The following is a 16,652-nucleotide window of genomic DNA, read 5'->3' as shown; positions in this document are numbered from 1 at the left end:
CCACATGCGCGGTATCTCTTCACTTGATAACGGAGCGCTACCGCGCGAATCTGACGGATTTGCGACCCAGAGCGTACACAGTATCCGTTTTTATTGTACACGATAAATTTATACGCCTGCTGGCTGATCCTCTCCGTAGACGCACTGTTACCATGCCACGGGAACACATCTTCGACGAGGCCGAGTACGAGCGCCGAGTGGCGCGGACGAAAGAACGGTTGCGCGAGCGGGACCTCGACGCGATCGTGGTCAGCGATCCGGCGAACATGAACTATCTGACCGGCTACGACGGCTGGTCGTTCTACGTCCATCAGGCGGTCGTGGTCACGCCCGACCGCGACGAGCCGATCTGGATCGGCCGCGACATGGACGGCGACGGCGCGCGGGCGACGACGCACCTCGCCGAGGAGAGCATCCGCGCGTACAGCGACGACCACGTCCAGTCGCCCCGCGACCTCCATCCGATGGACTACGTCGCCGGCGTGCTCGAAGAGCTGGGCGTCGCGGACGGACGCGTCGGGCTGGAGATGGACGCCGCCTACTTCACCGCGAAGTCGTACACGCGGCTCCAACAGAACCTCCCGGACGCCGCGTTCGAGGACGCGACGCTGCTCGTCGGCTGGATCCGGATCAAGAAGTCCGACCAGGAGCTGGAGTACATGCGGCAGGCCGCGCGGATCTCCGAGAACGCGATGCAGGCGGGCCTCGACGCGGTCGGGGAAGGCGTCCCGGAGTACGAGGTCGCCTCCGCCGTCTATCAGCAGCTGATCGACGGGACCGATGCGTACGGCGGCGACTACCCGGCGATCGTCCCGCTGATGCCGTCGGGCGATCACACCGGAACCCCGCACCTCACGTGGACCGACCGGCGCTACGAGGACGGCGACCCCGTCATCATCGAGCTCTCCGGCTGTCGCCACCGCTACCACTCGCCGCTGGCCCGGACGACCTTCGTCGGGGACCCTCCCGCCGAACTGCAGGAGACCGCCGACATCGTCGTCGAGGGGCTCGAGGCGGCGCTGGACGCCGCGGAGCCCGGCGTCACCTGCGAGACCGTCGAGAAGGCGTGGCGCACCACCATCGAGCGGTACGGGATCGAGAAGGAGGACCGCATCGGCTACTCGATGGGGCTCGGCTACCCCCCGGACTGGGGCGAGCACACCGCGAGCATCCGCCCCGGCGACGAGACCGTGCTCGAAGAGAACATGACGTTCCACATGATCCCCGGGATCTGGACCTCCGACGTGGGGATGGAGATCAGCGAGACGTTCCGCGTCACCTCGACCGGCGCGGAGACGCTGGCCGACTTCCCCCGCGAACTGTTCACGACCTGATCGGGGGGCATCGATCGACGCCGCACCGACCGTACGAACCACGCGACGCTGACCAAGCCACCTACGCTACGGCCGACACCCATGAGCACGACACCCACCACAGACGACGCAGCCGAGACGGAGCCCGAATCGACGCTCGCGACCGCGCGCAAACAGCTCGAACGCGCGGCGACCAACACCGACGTCGACCCCGCCATCGTCGAGCGCCTGAAACACCCGACGCGGGTCCAACAGGTCTCCGTGCCCCTCGAACGCGAGGACGGGACCGTCGAGGTGTTCACCGGCTACCGCGCCCAGCACGACGACGTTCGGGGCCCGTACAAGGGCGGACTCCGGTACCACCCGGAGGTGACCGCCGCCGAGTGTACCGGCCTCTCGATGTGGATGACCTGGAAGTGCGCCGTGATGGACCTCCCCTTCGGCGGCGGCAAGGGCGGGATCGCCGTCGACCCCAAGTCGCTGACCGACGACGAGCGCGAGCGCCTCACCCGGCGCTTCGCGGAGGAGATACGCGACGTCGTCGGGCCGACGAAGGACGTGCCCGCGCCGGACATGGGGACGGACGCCCAGACGATGGCGTGGTTCATGGACGCCTACTCGATGCAGCAGGGCGAGACGATCCCCGGCGTCGTCACCGGGAAGCCGCCGGTCATCGGCGGGTCGTACGGCCGCGAGGCGGCGCCGGGGCGGTCGACGGCCATCGCCGCGCGCGAGGCCGTCGACTACTACGGCCGCGACCTCGGGGAGACGACCGTCGCGGTCCAGGGGTTCGGGTCCGTCGGCGCCAACGCGGCCCGGCTGCTCGACGACTGGGGCGCGACCGTCGTCGCCGTCAGCGACGTGAACGGGGCGATCTACGCCCCCGACGGCCTCGACACGCACGCGGTCCCCACCCATGAGGAGGAGCCCGAGGCGGTGCTCTCCCACGAGGCGCCGGAGACGCTGTCGAACGACGCGGTCCTCGAACTCGACGTGGACGTGCTGATCCCCGCGGCCGTCGGCAACGTGATCACCGCGAGCAACGCCGACGCGGTCGCCGCGGACGTCGTCGTCGAGGGCGCGAACGGCCCGACGACGTTCGCCGCGGACGAGATCCTCGAGGGGAACGGCGTGGCGGTGATCCCGGACATCCTCGCGAACGCCGGCGGCGTCACCGTCTCGTACTTCGAGTGGCTCCAGGACATCAACCGGCGGACGTGGTCGTTGGAGCGCGTCAACGAGGAGCTGGAAGAACAGATGCTGTCGGCGTGGAGCGACGTGCGCGCCGTCGTCGACGAGCGGGACCTGCCGTGGCGCGACGCCGCCTACGTCGTCGCGCTGTCTCGGATCGCGGAGGCGAAGGGCGCTCGGGGGCTCTGGCCGTAGCCGGCCGACAGGGGCGATAGCCAACCCCTCACGCCACGATCTCGGCGCGTCCGATCAGCCGTCCGCGTCCGGCGTGACGACCGCGTTCTCCAACTCTTCGCCCGCGTCGAGCGCCGCGACGTTGTCGGCGACGATGTCGGCCAGCCGGTCCCAGTGTTTGGGGGTGTGGCCGCCGGTGTGCGGCGTGATGAGGCAGTTCTCCAGCTCCCAGAGCACGTGGTCCGACGGGAGCGGCTCGGGGTCGGTGACGTCGAGGGCGGCGCCGCGGATCCCCTCGGTCTGGAGGGCGGAGACGAGCGCGTCGGTGTCGACGAGCCCGCCGCGGGCTGCGTTCACGACGACCGCGTCCGGGGGGAGCGTCGCCAGCTCCGCCTCGCCGATCAGGCCGCGAGTCAGGTCGTTGAGGGGGCACGCGAGCACGACGTAGTCGCTCCGGGCGAACGCCTCGTGGACGTCCTCGTCGTCGAAGCCGAGCACCTCGTCGGTGGGGCCGCCCTTCTCCGGGGTGTAGCGGATCCCGATCGTCTCCACCTCGAACCCGGCGAGCCGCTGGACGACCGCCTGTCCGATCGATCCGAGCCCCACGACGGTGACGGTGCTGTCGGTGAACTCGTGCGACCCGAAGTGGCGCCACTCTCCGTTCCGCTTCCGGCGCCACCCCTCGTGGAGGTTGCGCGCGAAGACGAGCATGTTGGCGATCGTCTGCTCGGCGATGCCCGGCGCGTGGATCCCGCCCGCGTTCGTCACGGCGACGCCGTGCTCCCGGAGCGCCTCGGTCGGCACGTGGTCGGTGCCGGCGAAGGTACACGCGAACAGCTCCAGTCGCTCGGCGCGCTCGAGGAGGTCTGGATCGATCGTGATCCCAGTTACCACGCGGGCGTTCGGCACGAGATCGCGCTCCTCGGCCGGCGTCCGCGCGAGCGCGACCGTCTGGTCTGGGAGACGCTCGCGGAGGCGCTCCGCGTACGACGACATCGGTAATCCTTCCGTTCCCTCCCGCAACACGACGATATCGGGGTCTGCGGTCTGTTGTGCGCTCATGAGCTGTGTGCGCGTCGGGACGACGCGTTGCCGGATCATTACGAGGATGGCTCTTAGCCTTTTGTGTACCTCGTGTACACGACAATTGTGTACAGTTAAGGCGGTTGAGCGAGATCGTGACACGCATGAACGAACCAATACGGGATCGGCTCGCCAGCGTCCGCAGACGGTTCCACCGGCATCCGGAGCCGGCGTGGCGCGAGTTCCTCACGACGGCGACGCTCGTCGAAGAGATCCGCTCGATCGGCGTCGACGAGCTCGCGATCGGGCCGGACGCGTACGACCCGGCCGACCGCATGGCCGTTCCGGAGGCGGACCTGGGCCCGTGGGTCGAGCGCGCCCGCGACCGCGGCGTCGACGACGAGCTACTCGAACGCATGGCCGGCGGGAACACCGGCGCCGTCGCCGTGCTCGACCGCGGCGACGGGCCCGCGATCGGGCTGCGCGTCGACATCGACGGGCTGTTCATCGAGGAGTCGACCGACCCCGACCACGGCCCCGTCGACGAGGGGTTCCGCTCGGAGATCGACGGGACGATGCACGCCTGCGGCCACGACGCCCACATGACGTGGGGGCTCGCGGCCCTCGAAGCGATCGCCGAGAGCGACTTCGCCGGGCGCTTGGTCGTGTTCTTCCAGCCGGCCGAGGAGACCGGCGGCGGCGGTCGCCCGATGGCCGAGAGCCGGTTCGCGGACGACCTCGACTACCTGCTCGCGGTCCACGTCGGCCTCGACCACCCGACCGGCGAGGTGGTCGCCGGCATCGAGAAGCCGCTGGCGATGGCGCACCTCGACGCGACGATCGAGGGCACGTCGGCCCACGCCGGGAAGGCCCCCAACGAGGGGGACAACGCGATGCACGCGATGGGGACGGCCATCGTGAACGCGTACGGGATCCCCCGCCACGCCGACGGGATGACGCGGGTGAACATCGGGACGGCCGAGGCGGGCACCGCGAGCAACGTCATCGCCGAGCGCGCGCAGATGGAGGCCGAGGCGCGCGGCGAGACGACCGCGCTGATGGAGTTCATGAAGCGCCGGTTCGAGCGCACCGTCCGCGCCGCCGCGACGATGCACGGCTGCCGGGCGACCGTCGACGTGGTCAGCAAGTCGCCGCGCGCGGACAGCGACCCGGAGCTGCAGGCGCTGGTCGCCGGAGTGGCCGAGGGCGTCGACGGGATCGACACCGTGCTCCCGGCGGCGGACTTCGGCGCGAGCGAGGACGCGACGTTCCTCATGGAGCGCGTCCAGGAGGAGGGCGGGCTGGCGACGTACCTCATCGTCGGGACGGACCACCCGACGAGCCACCACACGCCCACCTTCGACGTCGACGAGCGGAGCCTCCGGCACGGCGTGGACGTGCTCGTCGGCGCGGTCCGCGACCTCGAACGGCGCCACCCCGTCCCGCAGGTCGACGGCGCGGCGACCGTCCGCCAGAACGGCGAATGACCGACGGCTCCGCTGCCGGGAGCGGCGGGGACGCGTCGCCGACCGTCACGCTCGACGACATCGAGGCCGCGCGCGACCGGCTCACCGACGTCGCGCACCGGACGCCGCTCGACACCTCGCGCACCTTCGCCGACATGAGCGGGGCCGCGTCGCTGGGGCTCAAGCTCGAGACGCTCCAGCGGACCGGATCGTTCAAGATCCGCGGCGCGTACAACGCGATGGCACAGCTGTCCGCGGCCGAGCGCGAGACCGGCGTGATCGCCGCCAGCGCGGGCAACCACGCGCAGGGCGTGGCGCTCGCCGGCGATCTCCTCGGGATCGACACGACGATCGTCGTGCCCGAGGTGACGCCGGCGGCGAAGATCGCGGCGACCAGGGGGTACGGCGCGACCGTGCTCGTGGAGGGTGACATCTACGAGCGCTCGTACGAGTTCGCCGCGGAGCGCGCCGCGGAGACCGGCGAGACGTTCGTCCACCCCTTCGACGACGAGGCGGTCGTCGCGGGACAGGGGACGGTCGGGCTCGAACTGCTGGCGCAGTATCCCGCGATGGACACCGTGCTCGTCTCCGTCGGCGGCGGGGGGCTCATCTCCGGGATCGGGACGGCCGTGACGGCCGCGGACCGGGACGTTCGCGTCGTCGGCGTCCAGCCGGAGGGCGCGGCACACGCGAAGCCGTCGCTGGAGGCCGGCGAGATCCGCCCGCTCTCGGACGTCGACACCGTCGCCGAGGGGATCGCCGACACGCGCATGCTGGAGACCACCTTCGCGATCGCCCGCGAGGTCATCGACGAGGTCGTCACCGTCTCCGACCGCGAGATCGCCGCCGCCGTGGCGCTCCTCGCCGAGCGAGCGAAACTGATCGCGGAGGGCGCCGGCGCCGCCCCGCTCGCCGCCGCGCTCTCGGCGGAGTTGGACCTCGCCGACGCCAATCCCGCCGTCGTCGTCTCGGGCGGGAACGTGAACCTCACCGACCACGCCGCGCTCGCGCGCACCGGCCTCGTCGAACTGGGTCGGTACGCCGAGGCGCGGCTCGCGCTCGCGGCGTGGCCGAGACAGGTGGGCGACGTGGTCGAGACGGTGACGGCCGAGGGCGCCGAGCTCGACACCTTGGAGCGCGCGAGCCGCGCCGCGACCGACCATCCGAACCGCACCCCCGTGACGATCGGGATCGAGGGGCGCGGGGCCGACCACCTCGATGCGGTGTTGGCCGCGGTCTCCGAGCTCGACGGGGTCTCGGTCGTCGAGCGCTCGGTCGTCGAGCAGCCGACCGTCCCGCGCTCGGTCGACGACGAGGGGTGAGCAGACGGTCGGCGGGATCGGACCGCCGGTTCGGCCCGTCAGTTCGCGGGCGCGCTCGCGCTGACGGCCTCGATCGCGTCGAGGAAGATCCCGGTCCCGAGCGCGATCTCGCGCTCGGTCGCGTCGAGCGGCGGGAGCAGCCGGATCGTCTTTTTGCCGCAGCCCAGCGTCAACAGCCCGCGGTCGAGGCAGGCCTCGACGACGGCGGAGCGACGCTCGGCGGTGTCGAACTCCACCGCGAGCATCAACCCCTTCCCGCGAACGTCCACGACCGTGTCCGGCGCGTCATCGCTGAGGAGCTCTCTCGCCTGACGCCCGCGTCGCGTCGCGTTGGCCAAGAGGTCGTGTTCCCGAATCGCCTCCAGCGTGAACGTCCCCATCATCGAGCCGAGGATGTCGCCGCCGCCGAACGTCGAGCCGAGGCGGTTCTTCTCCGACGGGAACACCTCCGACCGGGAGATCGTCGCCCCGACGCGCAGCGCCTTCGCGCTCGCGATCACGTCCGGCTCGATGGCGTAGTGGTCGGCCGCCCACATCTCGCCCGTGCGGCCGACGCCCGACTGGATCTCGTCGACGACGAGCGGGATGTCGTACTCCTCGGTGACGGCCGCGACCTCGTCCATGAACGCCTCGCTTGGGAAGCGGTAGCCGCCGACGCCCTGGATCGGCTCGAGCGTCAGGAAGGCGACCTCCGCGGGGTCGACGTGGCCGCCCTCGGGCGCGAGCATGTTCCGGAGCCGCGAGCCGCCGCCGGCGAAGAAGCCGCAGTCGCAGCTCGCGGGGTCACAGCCGCGGTCGGCGCAGAACGGCACCGTCTCGATGCCGCTGATCTCGGGGTACTGACGAGTGTACACGTCCTTCGACTTCGTCAGCGAGAGGGTCCCGAGCGTGCGGCCGTGGAAGCTCCCGCTGAACGCCACGCCGTACTTCGCGGGGGCGCGGTGGTCGTGGGTGATCTTCATGGCGTTCTCCATCGCCTCGGCCCCGGAGTTCGAGAGGAACACCGTGTCCATCCCGTAGTGACTGGAGATGTCGGTCAGTCGGTCCATGAGATGACTCGACCCGGGGAAGTCGGCCTCCTCGGGCGTCGGCCCCGACCCGAAGTACATGTCCTGGCCGGCGATCTTCATCGGTTCGACGAGGTCGAACTCCCGGAGCTTCGAGAGCACCTTCTCGTTGTTGTAGCCGAGCGGGGCCGCGCCGATGTGGCAGGTGAAATCGAGGAGGACGTTGCCGTCGACGTCGGTGACGAACGGTCCGTCGGCCTCGCGGGTCACGTCCCAGACGAACTCGTGCGAGTACTCGCTGGGCGCGGAGTGCGACTGGTGGAAGTCGACCCAACGCTGCGCGTTCGGGCCGGGGAGCGCGCCCGTAGCGGGTTCCGCCGTATCCCTATCCATACACAGTTAATGTATACGTCATACATTAAAACTTGTTATAAATACGGTGCGAGTCGGCCTCGACGAGCGTCAGTCGTCGTCCGCGCCGGCCGAGTCGATCGAACTTGACCGGTCCGACTCACTGCTGGAGCCCCACAGCACCGTCTCGTCTTGCAGGAGCACTTGGTCGTAATGCTTGCTGAAGTCCCTGATCAGCGACAGCATCGCGAGGAAGCAGACGAAGGCGAACGGCGTCCCGGTGATGATCGCCGCCTGCTGGAGCGTGTTCGCGCTGCCGGTGCCGCCGAGGATCATCAGGATCGCCGCGGTCATCCCGAGGACGACGCCCCAGAAGATGCGGTTGATGTTCGACGGTTTCGCCTTGCCACCGGTCGTCATCATCGAGACGGCCAGCGTCGAGGAGTCCGCCGACGTGACGAAGAACGTCGTCACGAGGATCATGAACGCGTAGATCAGCGCGGAGCCGATCGGGACCGTCATCGACGCCCCACCGAGATTCAGCGTGAAGTTCAGCGCCTCGAAGAGGATGAAGCCGGAGACCTCCGCCCCCGCCTCACCGGACATCACCGCGCTGAAGTCGGCGATGCCGTTGTGCTGCGCCCACACCGCGGTGCCGCCGACGAAGGTGAACCACGGGATGGTTGCGCCGGAGGTCGCGACGATCCCCGTGAACGCGACCTCGCGGACGGTCCGCCCCTTGGAGATCCGCGCGATGAACAGCCCCGCGAACGGCGACCACGAGAGCGCCCACGCCCAGTAGAAGACGGTCCACGCGTTCATCCACCCGGTCGCGCCCATGTTACCGTTACCCATCGGTCCGGCGCCGGTAAAGAGGCTCATCGAGACGAAGTCCGTGACCATGCCGCCGAACGCCTGCGTGCCGAGCAGCACGAGGAACAGCGTCGGACCCACGATGAACGTCACGAACATCAGCACGACGAAGAGGATCATGTTGAAGTTCGAGAGCCGGCGGATCCCCTTGTCGACCCCGAGCACCATCGAGGTCGTGAACAGCAGCGTCATCATGGTGACGACGAGCAGAATACCGAGATCGCCCATGTTGATCCCCCACTGGTAGTCGAGCCCGGTGACGAACTGGCTCCCGATGAAGCCGAGCGAGGTGGCGACCCCGCCGATCGTCGCGAAGACGGCGAGGATGTCGACGACCTTCGCGGCCGGGCCGTCGAGGTTGTCGGCGCCGAGGATCGGCGTGAGCGCCGAGGAGACGCGGAGCGGCACGTTGTCGTAGTTGTACGCGAAGTAGCCGATCGCGATGCCCATGATGGTGAACACGGCGAGCTGCGGCAGCGCCCAGTGGAACAGCGTCTGCTGGACGGCGATCGTCATCGCCTCGGCCGTCCCCCCCTCGACGCCGTTGAACAGCGGTGAGGGGCTGTCGTAGTAGAACAGCGCCTCGGTCGGTCCCCAGAACACGACGCCGGCCGCGAAGCCCGCGGAGTACAGCATCGCGAAGAAGGAGAGGAAACTGTACTCCGGTGGCTCGTCGCCGAGCTTGACACCGCCCCACGGCCCCACGATCAGGAAGAGGAGGAACAGCACGATCAGGAACACGATCAACAGCATCGCCCAGTTGAATGCGCCGAGCAGCTGGTCGTTCAGCGACGAGATGCCGCTCTCGACGGCCGACGGGCTGATGAAGAACGCGACGATGACGCCCAGCGTGATGAGCGCGCCGAACGCGAAGACGATCGGGTCGATCTCGTCGCGGAACTCCTCGACCATTCCCTTCTCCGAGCCACTCATCAGAAGGTCCCCCCGCGACGGCGATGACTACTTGGTCCACGTTGCCTCCGCCGGTTGAGTACCATGCCACGTGCTGGCATGCAGGATGCATTGAAATCGTACACAATAAGTGTTTCTCAAACCGGCGGTATCTATTCGAATTATGTATTCCGTATCTACGTTCAACACAATTCGAATCAAGCAGTTCGAGCGGCGATCTCGACAGCGATCGACGCGATATGCGGACAACCCGTGAGGAACAATCAGAAAAAGCGCGGCATCGGACTCAAATTCGATCGAAGATCGAACGGCACCGCCCAGACCGATTGACCGCCGCACCGCGACTCCCGGGTCACTGGGCAGCAGCGCGTGAGCGATATCTGTTACCGCCTACTGTTTCTCTCCATCGCTCCGGGCCACCAACTCTGGTCCGCCGATCAGTTCGCAATCAGTTCGTCAGCTCCTGTCCGACGATCAGTTCGTCAACTCTTCGAGCGTGCGCTCGTGAGAGGTGGCGCTCTCCGTCAGCTTCTCGGCGAACTCGTCGACGCGGTCTTTGATCTCCTCGCCGGCCTCCTCCGGCGAGAACGACTCCGACATGGTCAGCAGACGGACGAACGCGCGGAGCTCCTCGTCGGTGAGCTCCGCGAACTCGTCGTTTTCGAGCTTCGCGACCACCTCGTCGACGTCGATCTGGCCGACCGGTTCGACGTTGAACTCCACGTTGACCATCCGGTAGTTCGACCCGGCGAGCTGCTGTTCCGCCTTCCCGACGCCCTCGGAGAGCATATCTTTGAACGGCGTGTGGTACCCCATCGTCCCGAGGTGCAGGAACGCGAGCATGTCGGTGATCCCCTGCGTGTACGCCTCGCGGTCCTCGTCGCTCGGGTCGAACACCGTCTTCCGGTCGCGCTCCTCCAAACACTCAAAGAGGATGCTGAAATCGAGGATCGCGTTCCGGACGCGGCGTCGGATCCGGTTCCGCTTCTGCTTCCGGGAGTGGTCCGTGTAGTCGGTTTTGCGTCCGAGCAGAAAGTCGCGATCGGAGGGCGTGAGGATCCCGCGAGGCCGGTCGGACTCGGCGGCCGCCTCCAGCGACTCCGGCACGTCGTTCTGGCTCATGGCCGATACACCGGGTGCCACCGGATTAACAGTACTGATCGGTCCAACGAGCGCACCGCGTCGAAACCGGCTGTCACCGCGCTGCGTCCCCGTCAGGGGCGCCGCCGGGACAGCTCGACGAACGCGTCGGAGAGCAGCGTGACGCCGATCTCGAGGCTCTCCTCGTCGACGTCGAAGGTGGGCGTGTGATGGCTCGTCGGGTGATCCGTGCCGACGAGGACGTACGAGGCCAGCCCGCCGGCGTCCTGCACCTGCTGCATCAGATACGTGCCGTCTTCGCTCACGCCGAACTCCTCGGTCGGGATCACGCGCTCGACGCCGTCGACGTCCCACGCCACGTTCCCGACGAGCTCTCTGAGCGCCGGGTGGCTGTCGACGCACGGCGACTCGCTGATCACGCGCGGGGTGACATCGCAGTCGTGGAGCTCGGCGGCGGCGTACAACACCCGCTCGAGCTCGGTGCGCGCGTACGTCATCAGCGCGGTCGTCTCGCCGCGGACCTCGGCCTCGATCGTCACCTCTTCCGCGATGACGTTGCTCGCCGAGCCGCCCTCGATCCGACCGACGTTCACCCGCGTCGCCCCGTCGCGGTGGCGGGCGATGCCGTACGCGTTCTGGATCGCGACCGCGGCGGCCTGCATGGCGTTTGCCCCTTCGTTCGGCGCCTTCCCGGCGTGTGCGCTCGCGCCTTCGAAGGTGGCGGTCAGGTGCGCCATCGCCAGCGGGCTCTCGACCCCGGCGACGATCTCGCCGGTGGGGTGGCCGAGCCCGACGTGGAGCGCGAACAGGTAGTCGACGCCGTCGAGGTGGCCGCTCTCGGCCATCGCCTTGCCGCCGCCGGAGATCTCCTCGGCCGGCTGGAAGAACACCTTGACCGTCCCCTCGAAGGCGCTCTCTTTGACGGCCTCCAGCGTGCCGAGCGCGATCGCGAGGTGCGCGTCGTGACCGCAGGCGTGCATGTAGCCGTCGTGTTCCGACCGAAACCCTTCCGCCGCCGGTCGGTGGCCCGGCTCATCCGACTCCCGGATCGAGATCCCGTCGAGATCGACGCGCAGCCCGATACACGGCCCGTCGCCCTGCGAGAGCGTCGCGACGACGCCGGTGTGACCGCCCGCGGTGCGCTCGAGGAGGTCGTCGCTGACCCCGGCACGGCGGGCCCGGTCGATCCACGGTTGGATCTCGTCGCCGTCGGGAACGGCCATCCGCGCGTCGGTCGCGAGCGCCTCGCGACCGACCGCGATCTCGTCGACGCCGATACGCTCGAGCTCCTCGACGACGCGGGCAGTCGTCCGAAACTCGCGCCATCCGGGCTCCGGGTAGCGGTGGAACGCCCGGCGGAGGTCGCTCAGTCTGGCTCGCGCGTCGTGGGACATCTTTCCGGAGGAAAAGCGGTCAGGCTACTTAACCGTAGCCGATGAGTCAATCGGTCGCGATGCGCCGGCGGCGGCGTTACCGATCTCGCCGGAACGTATTTGCCCGTCGCCTCCGGCGTCTCGGTATGGAGCTTCGCATCGACCACGTCACCGTCGCGGGGAGAGACCTGGACCGGCTCGTCGACGCGTTCGACGACGCCGGGCTCCCCGTCGAGTACGGCGGCCGACACTCGAACGGCGTCACGCACATGGCGATCGTCGGGTTTCGGGACGGAAGTTACATCGAACTCATCTCGACGCTGGAACCGGACGCCGAGTCGCCGTGGTGGGACGTTCCCATCCGCGAGGGCGGCGGGCCGTGTGCGTGGGCGGTCGACGTCGACGACATCGAGGGCGCGAGCGACGACCTCCGCGACCGCGGCGTCCGCGTCGACGGGCCGTCGCAGTACGAGCGGACGCGAGAGGACGGCGCGCTCGTCGAGTGGGACCTCACGTACCTCGGCGAGGGCGATCCGGGTTCGACGCTGCCGTTCCTCATTAGCGACCGGACGCCCCGGACGCGTCGCGTCCAGCCGACCGGCGACCTGGCGTCGTCGTCCATCGTCGGGATCGACACGGTCGTGCTCGGAGTCGCCGACCTCGACGCCGCGGTCGCTCGGTTCGAGACCGCCTTCGACGCCGGCGACCCGGCGATGGGCGAGAGCGCCGACATCGACGCCGTGACCGCGTCGTTTCCCGCTCTCCCGGTGGTCCTCGCAGAGCCACGCGGCGACGGCCTGCTCGCCGACAGGCTCGCGGCGTTCGGTCCGCGGCCGATCGCGTATCTGCTCGGCGACGAGGGATCCGGCGACGACCGGCCCGTCGAGACCGACGACCGCACCGCCGGCTCGATCGGCGACCGCCGGGTCGAGTGGCTGACCGTGACGCACCCCATCGGTCGGCCGTACCTCGGCGTCGTCGACGCGGAGCCCTGAGCGGGCGCTCATCGGGGAGCCCGCGTGGCGACCGCAGCGTCGTGCCGATGTCGAACCGCGGCCGAGACGGATCGCGACGGCGACCGCGGCGGAGAAGAATCGTAACGGCGACCGCGCTCCGCGACCGACCCGCTACCCGCCGAGGAACTCCCGGCGGACCTCCTCGTCGTCGAGGAGGGCGTCGCCGTCGTCCTCGTAGCGGTTTTGACCGTTCGCGAGCACGTAGCCCCGGTCACAGCGCCGCAACGCTTCCTTCGCGTTCTGTTCGACCATGAGGATCGTGGTGCCGGCGTCGTTGATCTCGTCGACCCGGTCGAACATGTCGTCGACGAGGTCGGGCGCGAGCCCCGCGCTGGGCTCGTCGAGGAGGAGCACGTCGGGGTCGAGCATCAGCGCGCACCCCATCGCGAGCATCTGCTGTTGGCCCCCCGAGAGGGAGCCGGCGTCCTCGTCCGTTCGGTCGGCGAGCGCCGGGAAGCGGTCGTACACCTCGCGCTTCCGGTCGTCCGGCATCTCGTCGAGCACGTACGCGCCGAGCCGCAGGTTCTCCTCGACGGTCAGCGTCGGGAAGACGTTGTCCGTCTGAGGGACGTAGCCGACCCGTTCGCGGACGACCTCTTCGGGGTCCAACCCGGAGATGTCCGTCCCCTGGTACTCGATCGACCCGCCGAGACACGTCGCGATCCCGACGATCGTCTTCATCACCGTCGACTTCCCCGCACCGTTGGGACCGACGATCGTGACGTACTCGCCGTCGTCGACGTGGATGTCGACGCCGGAGAGCACCTGCAGGTCGCCGTACCCCGCGTCGAGGTCGACGATGTCGAGGAGGCTCATTCGGCGTCACCTCCGAGGTACGCCTCGATGACGCGCTCGTCTTCGAGCACCGCCTCCGGCTCGCCCTCGACGAGCAGCTGGCCCTGCTGGAGAACGACCAGCCGGTCGACGAGTTCGGTCAGCGTCTCGAGCTCGTGCTCGATGATCACGACGGTCATCCCGTCGCTGTTGAGGTCCCGGACGTGGTCGGCGATCTCGCCGGTCAGCGTCGGGTTGACGCCGGCGAACGGCTCGTCGAGGAGGAGTATGTCGGGGTCGAGCATCAGCGTCCGTGCGAGCTCGAGCAGCTTCCGCTGGCCGCCGGAGAGGTTGCTGCTGTACTCGTCCGCGAGGTGGTCCAGCTCGAACATCTCGATCAGCTCGTCGGCGCGCTCCCGAACGGCCTCCTCCCGCTCTTGCATCGAGCCGCTCCGGAGCAGCGCGGGAAGCGTTCGTTCGCCCGGCTGGTCCGGGGCGGCGAGCCGGACGTTGTCGCGGACCGTCATCGTCTCCAGCTCGCGGGTGTTCTGGAAGGTCCGCACCAGTCCGCGGTGCGCGAGCGACTCGGGAGCGTCGCCCGTCACGTCGGTCCCGTTGAGCGAGACGGTTCCGTCGTCGGGCTGGATCACTCCGCTGACGCAGTTGAAGAACGTTGACTTCCCCGCGCCGTTCGGTCCCATCACGCCGACGAGCTCTCCCTCATCGATCGAGACCGAGAGCCCGTCTATCGCCCGCAGGCCGCCGAACTCCTTGACGAGTCCGTCGGCGGAGAGCAGACTCATTGGTCCACCCCCAGCTCCTGCGGATCGCCCCAGATCCCGGCGGGACGATAGCGGATCACGGCGACGAGGATCAGCCCGACGACGATGAGCCGGATCGAGGCGAACACGTCGCCGGAGACCGGCGTCACGTCCAGCGCGAACCGGGAGACGAGCCGGAGCCCCATGATGATCGCGAGCCCCGCGAGCACCGCCCGGTGGTTCGCCGCGCCGCCGAGCAGCATCCCGATCCAGACGGTGACCGTCACCTGAATGGTGAAGAAGCCGGGTGCGACGGCGCCGTTGTACAGCGCGAACAGCCCGCCGGCGAATCCGGCGAGCGCCGCGCCGTAGACGAACGCCTGCGTCTTGTAGGTGATCGTCGACTTCCCCACCGAGCGCGTCACGAGCTCGTCGGCCCGGATGGCCCGGAGCACGCGCCCGTACGGCGCCTCGGTGAGCCGAGTGACGATCGCCAGCGTCAGGAGGGTGACGCCGCCCAACACGAGCAGGGTAGCCACCAGTCGGGTGTCGCTGTCGGTGACGAGCGCGGCGATCGGCCGCGGCACGCCGAGGATCCCCACGTTACCGCCGAAGATGTTGTCGAAGTTGACGAACACCGAGTGGAATATCTCGGCCGTCGCGAGCGTCACGATCGCGAGGAAGTCGCCGCGGAGCCGGATGGAGGTGAGGCTCACGGCCCCTCCGAGGATCGCAGCGGCGATCACGCCGGCCGCGAGCCCCAGCGGCCACGGGTACCCCAATCCGATCCCGGCGAAGGTGTCCTGTGCCGACAGCATCGCGGTCGCGTACGCGCCGACCGCGAAGAAGACGACGTGGCCGAAGTTGACCAAGCCGGTGTGGCCGTACTGGAGGTCGAGCCCGAGCACGAGCACCCCGTAGATCACGAACAGGATCCCGACCTCGACGAAGACGTAGAACGCGCTCGGGAGCTGTACGCGAAGCGGCGTCAGCGCGAACAGCGCGCCGACGAGCAGGCAGACGACCCCCGCGATGAGGGCTCGGTCGCCGTGTCCGGACGGGAGGCGGTCGAGAGCGCTCACGCCTCGCGCACCTCCGTTCCGGCGATCCCGCTCGGCTTGACGAGCAGCACGGCGATCAGGATCACGAACGCCATCGCCGACGACAGCCCGGTCATCGACGAGGGGAGAAACGCCGTCGAGACCGCCAACACGAGGCCGATGACGTACGCCCCGAGAATCGCGCCGTAGGGGCTTCCCGCCCCGCCGAGGATGGCGGCCGAGAGTATCTGCAGGATGTGGCTGTACCCCGTGTCGGCGCTGACGTTCGTCTGGACGGCCATCAGGACGCCCGCGAGTCCGGCGAGGACGCCGGCGAGTATCCAGACGCTGTCGCGGATCAGCTGGGTGTCGATGCCTCGAACGCGCGCCAGGCTTTCGTCGTCACCCATCGCGCGCATCGCGATCCCCACGTCAGTTCGGGTCAACAGGAGGTGAACGGCGGCGAACACGGCCGCCGCGGAGCCGATGACGATCAGGTGTTCGGAGGTGACGAAGAAGCCGCCGAGGAGGTCGACGGGCCCGATCGGGATGTCGGGGAGCGCGTCGAACCGGAACGTCGACGTGTCCGTCTCGAAGTAGCGGGCGCTCCGGCCGCCGACGAGGCGGATCCCGTTCCGGAGTGCGATCCCGAGCCCGATCGACGTCAACAGCATCGGCACCGGCCCGGTCTGATTGATCGGGGTGAAGAACCCCCTCGCGAGGACGATACTGACGACCCCGCCGCCGATCATCGCGGCGACGACCGCGACCGGAAGCGGACCGGGGAGAGTGTTCGCGGCGAGGAAGCCGATGAAGGCACCCAGCGAGATGTACTCCCCGTACGCGAAGTTGATCATGTTCACGATCCCGTAGATCAGCGTGAACCCGATCGCGGCGATCGCGATGTACGACCCCGTGACCAGCCCGAAGACGAGTTCCTGAAGCAACCCCATCG

At 68.8% G+C, this 16,652-nt stretch carries 14 protein-coding genes; 5 read left to right on the top strand and 9 right to left on the bottom strand.

Annotated features, from left to right (window positions below; translation table 11 throughout):
- Window positions 1–152: 152 nt before the first annotated feature.
- Complete coding sequence (locus tag ACT4MF_RS00140) at window positions 153–1,334, top strand: M24 family metallopeptidase (protein ID WP_444681397.1); 1,182 nt, start codon at window positions 153–155, stop codon at window positions 1,332–1,334.
- An 81-nt stretch (window positions 1,335–1,415) separates the two neighbouring features.
- Window positions 1,416–2,699: a glutamate dehydrogenase GdhB gene (gene gdhB / locus ACT4MF_RS00135; RefSeq protein WP_444681396.1), complete on the top strand. Its 1,284-nt coding sequence runs from the start codon at window positions 1,416–1,418 to the stop codon at window positions 2,697–2,699.
- A gap of 54 nt (window positions 2,700–2,753) precedes the next feature.
- Here the strand turns inward: gdhB and ACT4MF_RS00130 are convergent, their stop codons facing one another.
- Window positions 2,754–3,740: an NAD(P)-dependent oxidoreductase gene (locus ACT4MF_RS00130; RefSeq protein ID WP_444681574.1), complete on the bottom strand. Its 987-nt coding sequence runs from the start codon at window positions 3,738–3,740 to the stop codon at window positions 2,754–2,756.
- 125 nt (window positions 3,741–3,865) lie between these two features.
- Here ACT4MF_RS00130 and ACT4MF_RS00125 point away from each other — a divergent pair, with 125 nt between their 5' ends.
- Together ACT4MF_RS00125 and ACT4MF_RS00120 are read left to right on the top strand one after the other, a co-directional pair.
- Window positions 3,866–5,188, top strand: a complete 1,323-nt coding sequence (locus tag ACT4MF_RS00125) for an amidohydrolase (protein WP_444681395.1) — start codon at window positions 3,866–3,868, stop codon at window positions 5,186–5,188.
- Window positions 5,185–6,489 (top strand): threonine ammonia-lyase, encoded by a 1,305-nt coding sequence (locus ACT4MF_RS00120; RefSeq protein WP_444681394.1) that lies wholly within the window; start codon window positions 5,185–5,187, stop codon window positions 6,487–6,489. Before ACT4MF_RS00125 ends, ACT4MF_RS00120 begins: the two co-directional genes overlap by 4 nt.
- A gap of 38 nt (window positions 6,490–6,527) precedes the next feature.
- Here the strand turns inward: ACT4MF_RS00120 and ACT4MF_RS00115 are convergent, their stop codons facing one another.
- The 4 genes from ACT4MF_RS00115 to ACT4MF_RS00100 all read right to left on the bottom strand — a co-directional run bounded on the left by ACT4MF_RS00115 (window position 6,528) and on the right by ACT4MF_RS00100 (window position 12,127).
- The gene (locus ACT4MF_RS00115; RefSeq protein ID WP_444681393.1) at window positions 6,528–7,889 is read right to left on the bottom strand and encodes an aminotransferase class III-fold pyridoxal phosphate-dependent enzyme; all 1,362 of its coding nucleotides are present in this window, start codon (window positions 7,887–7,889) and stop codon (window positions 6,528–6,530) included.
- A 69-nt stretch (window positions 7,890–7,958) separates the two neighbouring features.
- On the bottom strand, window positions 7,959–9,653 hold the full coding sequence (locus ACT4MF_RS00110) for a BCCT family transporter (protein WP_180271840.1): 1,695 nt from the start codon (window positions 9,651–9,653) through the stop codon (window positions 7,959–7,961).
- A 453-nt stretch (window positions 9,654–10,106) separates the two neighbouring features.
- Window positions 10,107–10,754, bottom strand: a complete 648-nt coding sequence (locus ACT4MF_RS00105) for a DUF8102 family protein (protein ID WP_444681392.1) — start codon at window positions 10,752–10,754, stop codon at window positions 10,107–10,109.
- A 92-nt stretch (window positions 10,755–10,846) separates the two neighbouring features.
- The gene (locus tag ACT4MF_RS00100) at window positions 10,847–12,127 is read right to left on the bottom strand and encodes an amidohydrolase (RefSeq protein ID WP_444681391.1); all 1,281 of its coding nucleotides are present in this window, start codon (window positions 12,125–12,127) and stop codon (window positions 10,847–10,849) included.
- 125 nt (window positions 12,128–12,252) lie between these two features.
- On the opposite strand from ACT4MF_RS00100, the gene ACT4MF_RS00095 reads away from it, so the two are divergent.
- On the top strand, window positions 12,253–13,101 hold the full coding sequence (locus ACT4MF_RS00095) for a VOC family protein (RefSeq protein WP_444681390.1): 849 nt from the start codon (window positions 12,253–12,255) through the stop codon (window positions 13,099–13,101).
- 132 nt (window positions 13,102–13,233) lie between these two features.
- Here the strand turns inward: ACT4MF_RS00095 and ACT4MF_RS00090 are convergent, their stop codons facing one another.
- The 4 genes from ACT4MF_RS00090 to ACT4MF_RS00075 are packed head-to-tail and all read right to left on the bottom strand — an operon-like array spanning window position 13,234 to window position 16,650.
- A complete protein-coding gene (locus ACT4MF_RS00090) occupies window positions 13,234–13,938 on the bottom strand; it encodes an ABC transporter ATP-binding protein (protein ID WP_444681389.1) in 705 nt (234 codons plus the stop codon).
- Entirely contained in the window at window positions 13,935–14,699 is a 765-nt protein-coding gene (locus ACT4MF_RS00085) for an ABC transporter ATP-binding protein (protein ID WP_444681388.1), read from the bottom strand. The genes ACT4MF_RS00090 and ACT4MF_RS00085 overlap by 4 nt, the downstream gene beginning before the upstream one ends.
- Window positions 14,696–15,739 carry a branched-chain amino acid ABC transporter permease gene (locus tag ACT4MF_RS00080; protein ID WP_444681387.1) on the bottom strand — a complete coding sequence of 348 codons (1,044 nt, stop codon included), beginning with the start codon at window positions 15,737–15,739 and terminating at the stop codon, window positions 14,696–14,698. The genes ACT4MF_RS00085 and ACT4MF_RS00080 overlap by 4 nt, the downstream gene beginning before the upstream one ends.
- Window positions 15,736–16,650, bottom strand: a complete 915-nt coding sequence (locus ACT4MF_RS00075; RefSeq protein ID WP_099256320.1) for a branched-chain amino acid ABC transporter permease — start codon at window positions 16,648–16,650, stop codon at window positions 15,736–15,738. The genes ACT4MF_RS00080 and ACT4MF_RS00075 overlap by 4 nt, the downstream gene beginning before the upstream one ends.
- Between the last annotated feature and the right edge of the window lie 2 nt (window positions 16,651–16,652).

Origin of the sequence: Halorubrum sp. FL23 (assembly GCF_052439115.2) — an archaeon.
Classification (GTDB): Archaea; Halobacteriota; Halobacteria; order Halobacteriales; family Haloferacaceae; genus Halorubrum; species Halorubrum persicum.
Note: the sequence above shows the minus strand (reverse complement) of the source record. Positions and strands in the feature narration are given on the sequence as shown.

Bases quoted from the DNA above. Each gene is read 5' to 3' on its own strand.
- gdhB (WP_444681396.1), top strand. From the start codon at position 1,416: ATGAGCACGACACCCACCACAGACGACGCAGCCGAGACGGAGCCCGAA.
- ACT4MF_RS00085 (WP_444681388.1), bottom strand. From the start codon at position 14,699: ATGAGTCTGCTCTCCGCCGACGGACTCGTCAAGGAGTTCGGCGGCCTG.
- ACT4MF_RS00075 (WP_099256320.1), bottom strand. From the start codon at position 16,650: ATGGGGTTGCTTCAGGAACTCGTCTTCGGGCTGGTCACGGGGTCGTAC.
- ACT4MF_RS00090 (WP_444681389.1), bottom strand. From the start codon at position 13,938: ATGAGCCTCCTCGACATCGTCGACCTCGACGCGGGGTACGGCGACCTG.
- ACT4MF_RS00140 (WP_444681397.1), top strand. From the start codon at position 153: ATGCCACGGGAACACATCTTCGACGAGGCCGAGTACGAGCGCCGAGTG.
- ACT4MF_RS00110 (WP_180271840.1), bottom strand. From the start codon at position 9,653: ATGAGTGGCTCGGAGAAGGGAATGGTCGAGGAGTTCCGCGACGAGATC.
- ACT4MF_RS00130 (WP_444681574.1), bottom strand. From the start codon at position 3,740: ATGAGCGCACAACAGACCGCAGACCCCGATATCGTCGTGTTGCGGGAG.
- ACT4MF_RS00125 (WP_444681395.1), top strand. From the start codon at position 3,866: ATGAACGAACCAATACGGGATCGGCTCGCCAGCGTCCGCAGACGGTTC.
- ACT4MF_RS00115 (WP_444681393.1), bottom strand. From the start codon at position 7,889: ATGGATAGGGATACGGCGGAACCCGCTACGGGCGCGCTCCCCGGCCCG.
- ACT4MF_RS00105 (WP_444681392.1), bottom strand. From the start codon at position 10,754: ATGAGCCAGAACGACGTGCCGGAGTCGCTGGAGGCGGCCGCCGAGTCC.
- ACT4MF_RS00095 (WP_444681390.1), top strand. From the start codon at position 12,253: ATGGAGCTTCGCATCGACCACGTCACCGTCGCGGGGAGAGACCTGGAC.
- ACT4MF_RS00100 (WP_444681391.1), bottom strand. From the start codon at position 12,127: ATGTCCCACGACGCGCGAGCCAGACTGAGCGACCTCCGCCGGGCGTTC.
- ACT4MF_RS00120 (WP_444681394.1), top strand. From the start codon at position 5,185: ATGACCGACGGCTCCGCTGCCGGGAGCGGCGGGGACGCGTCGCCGACC.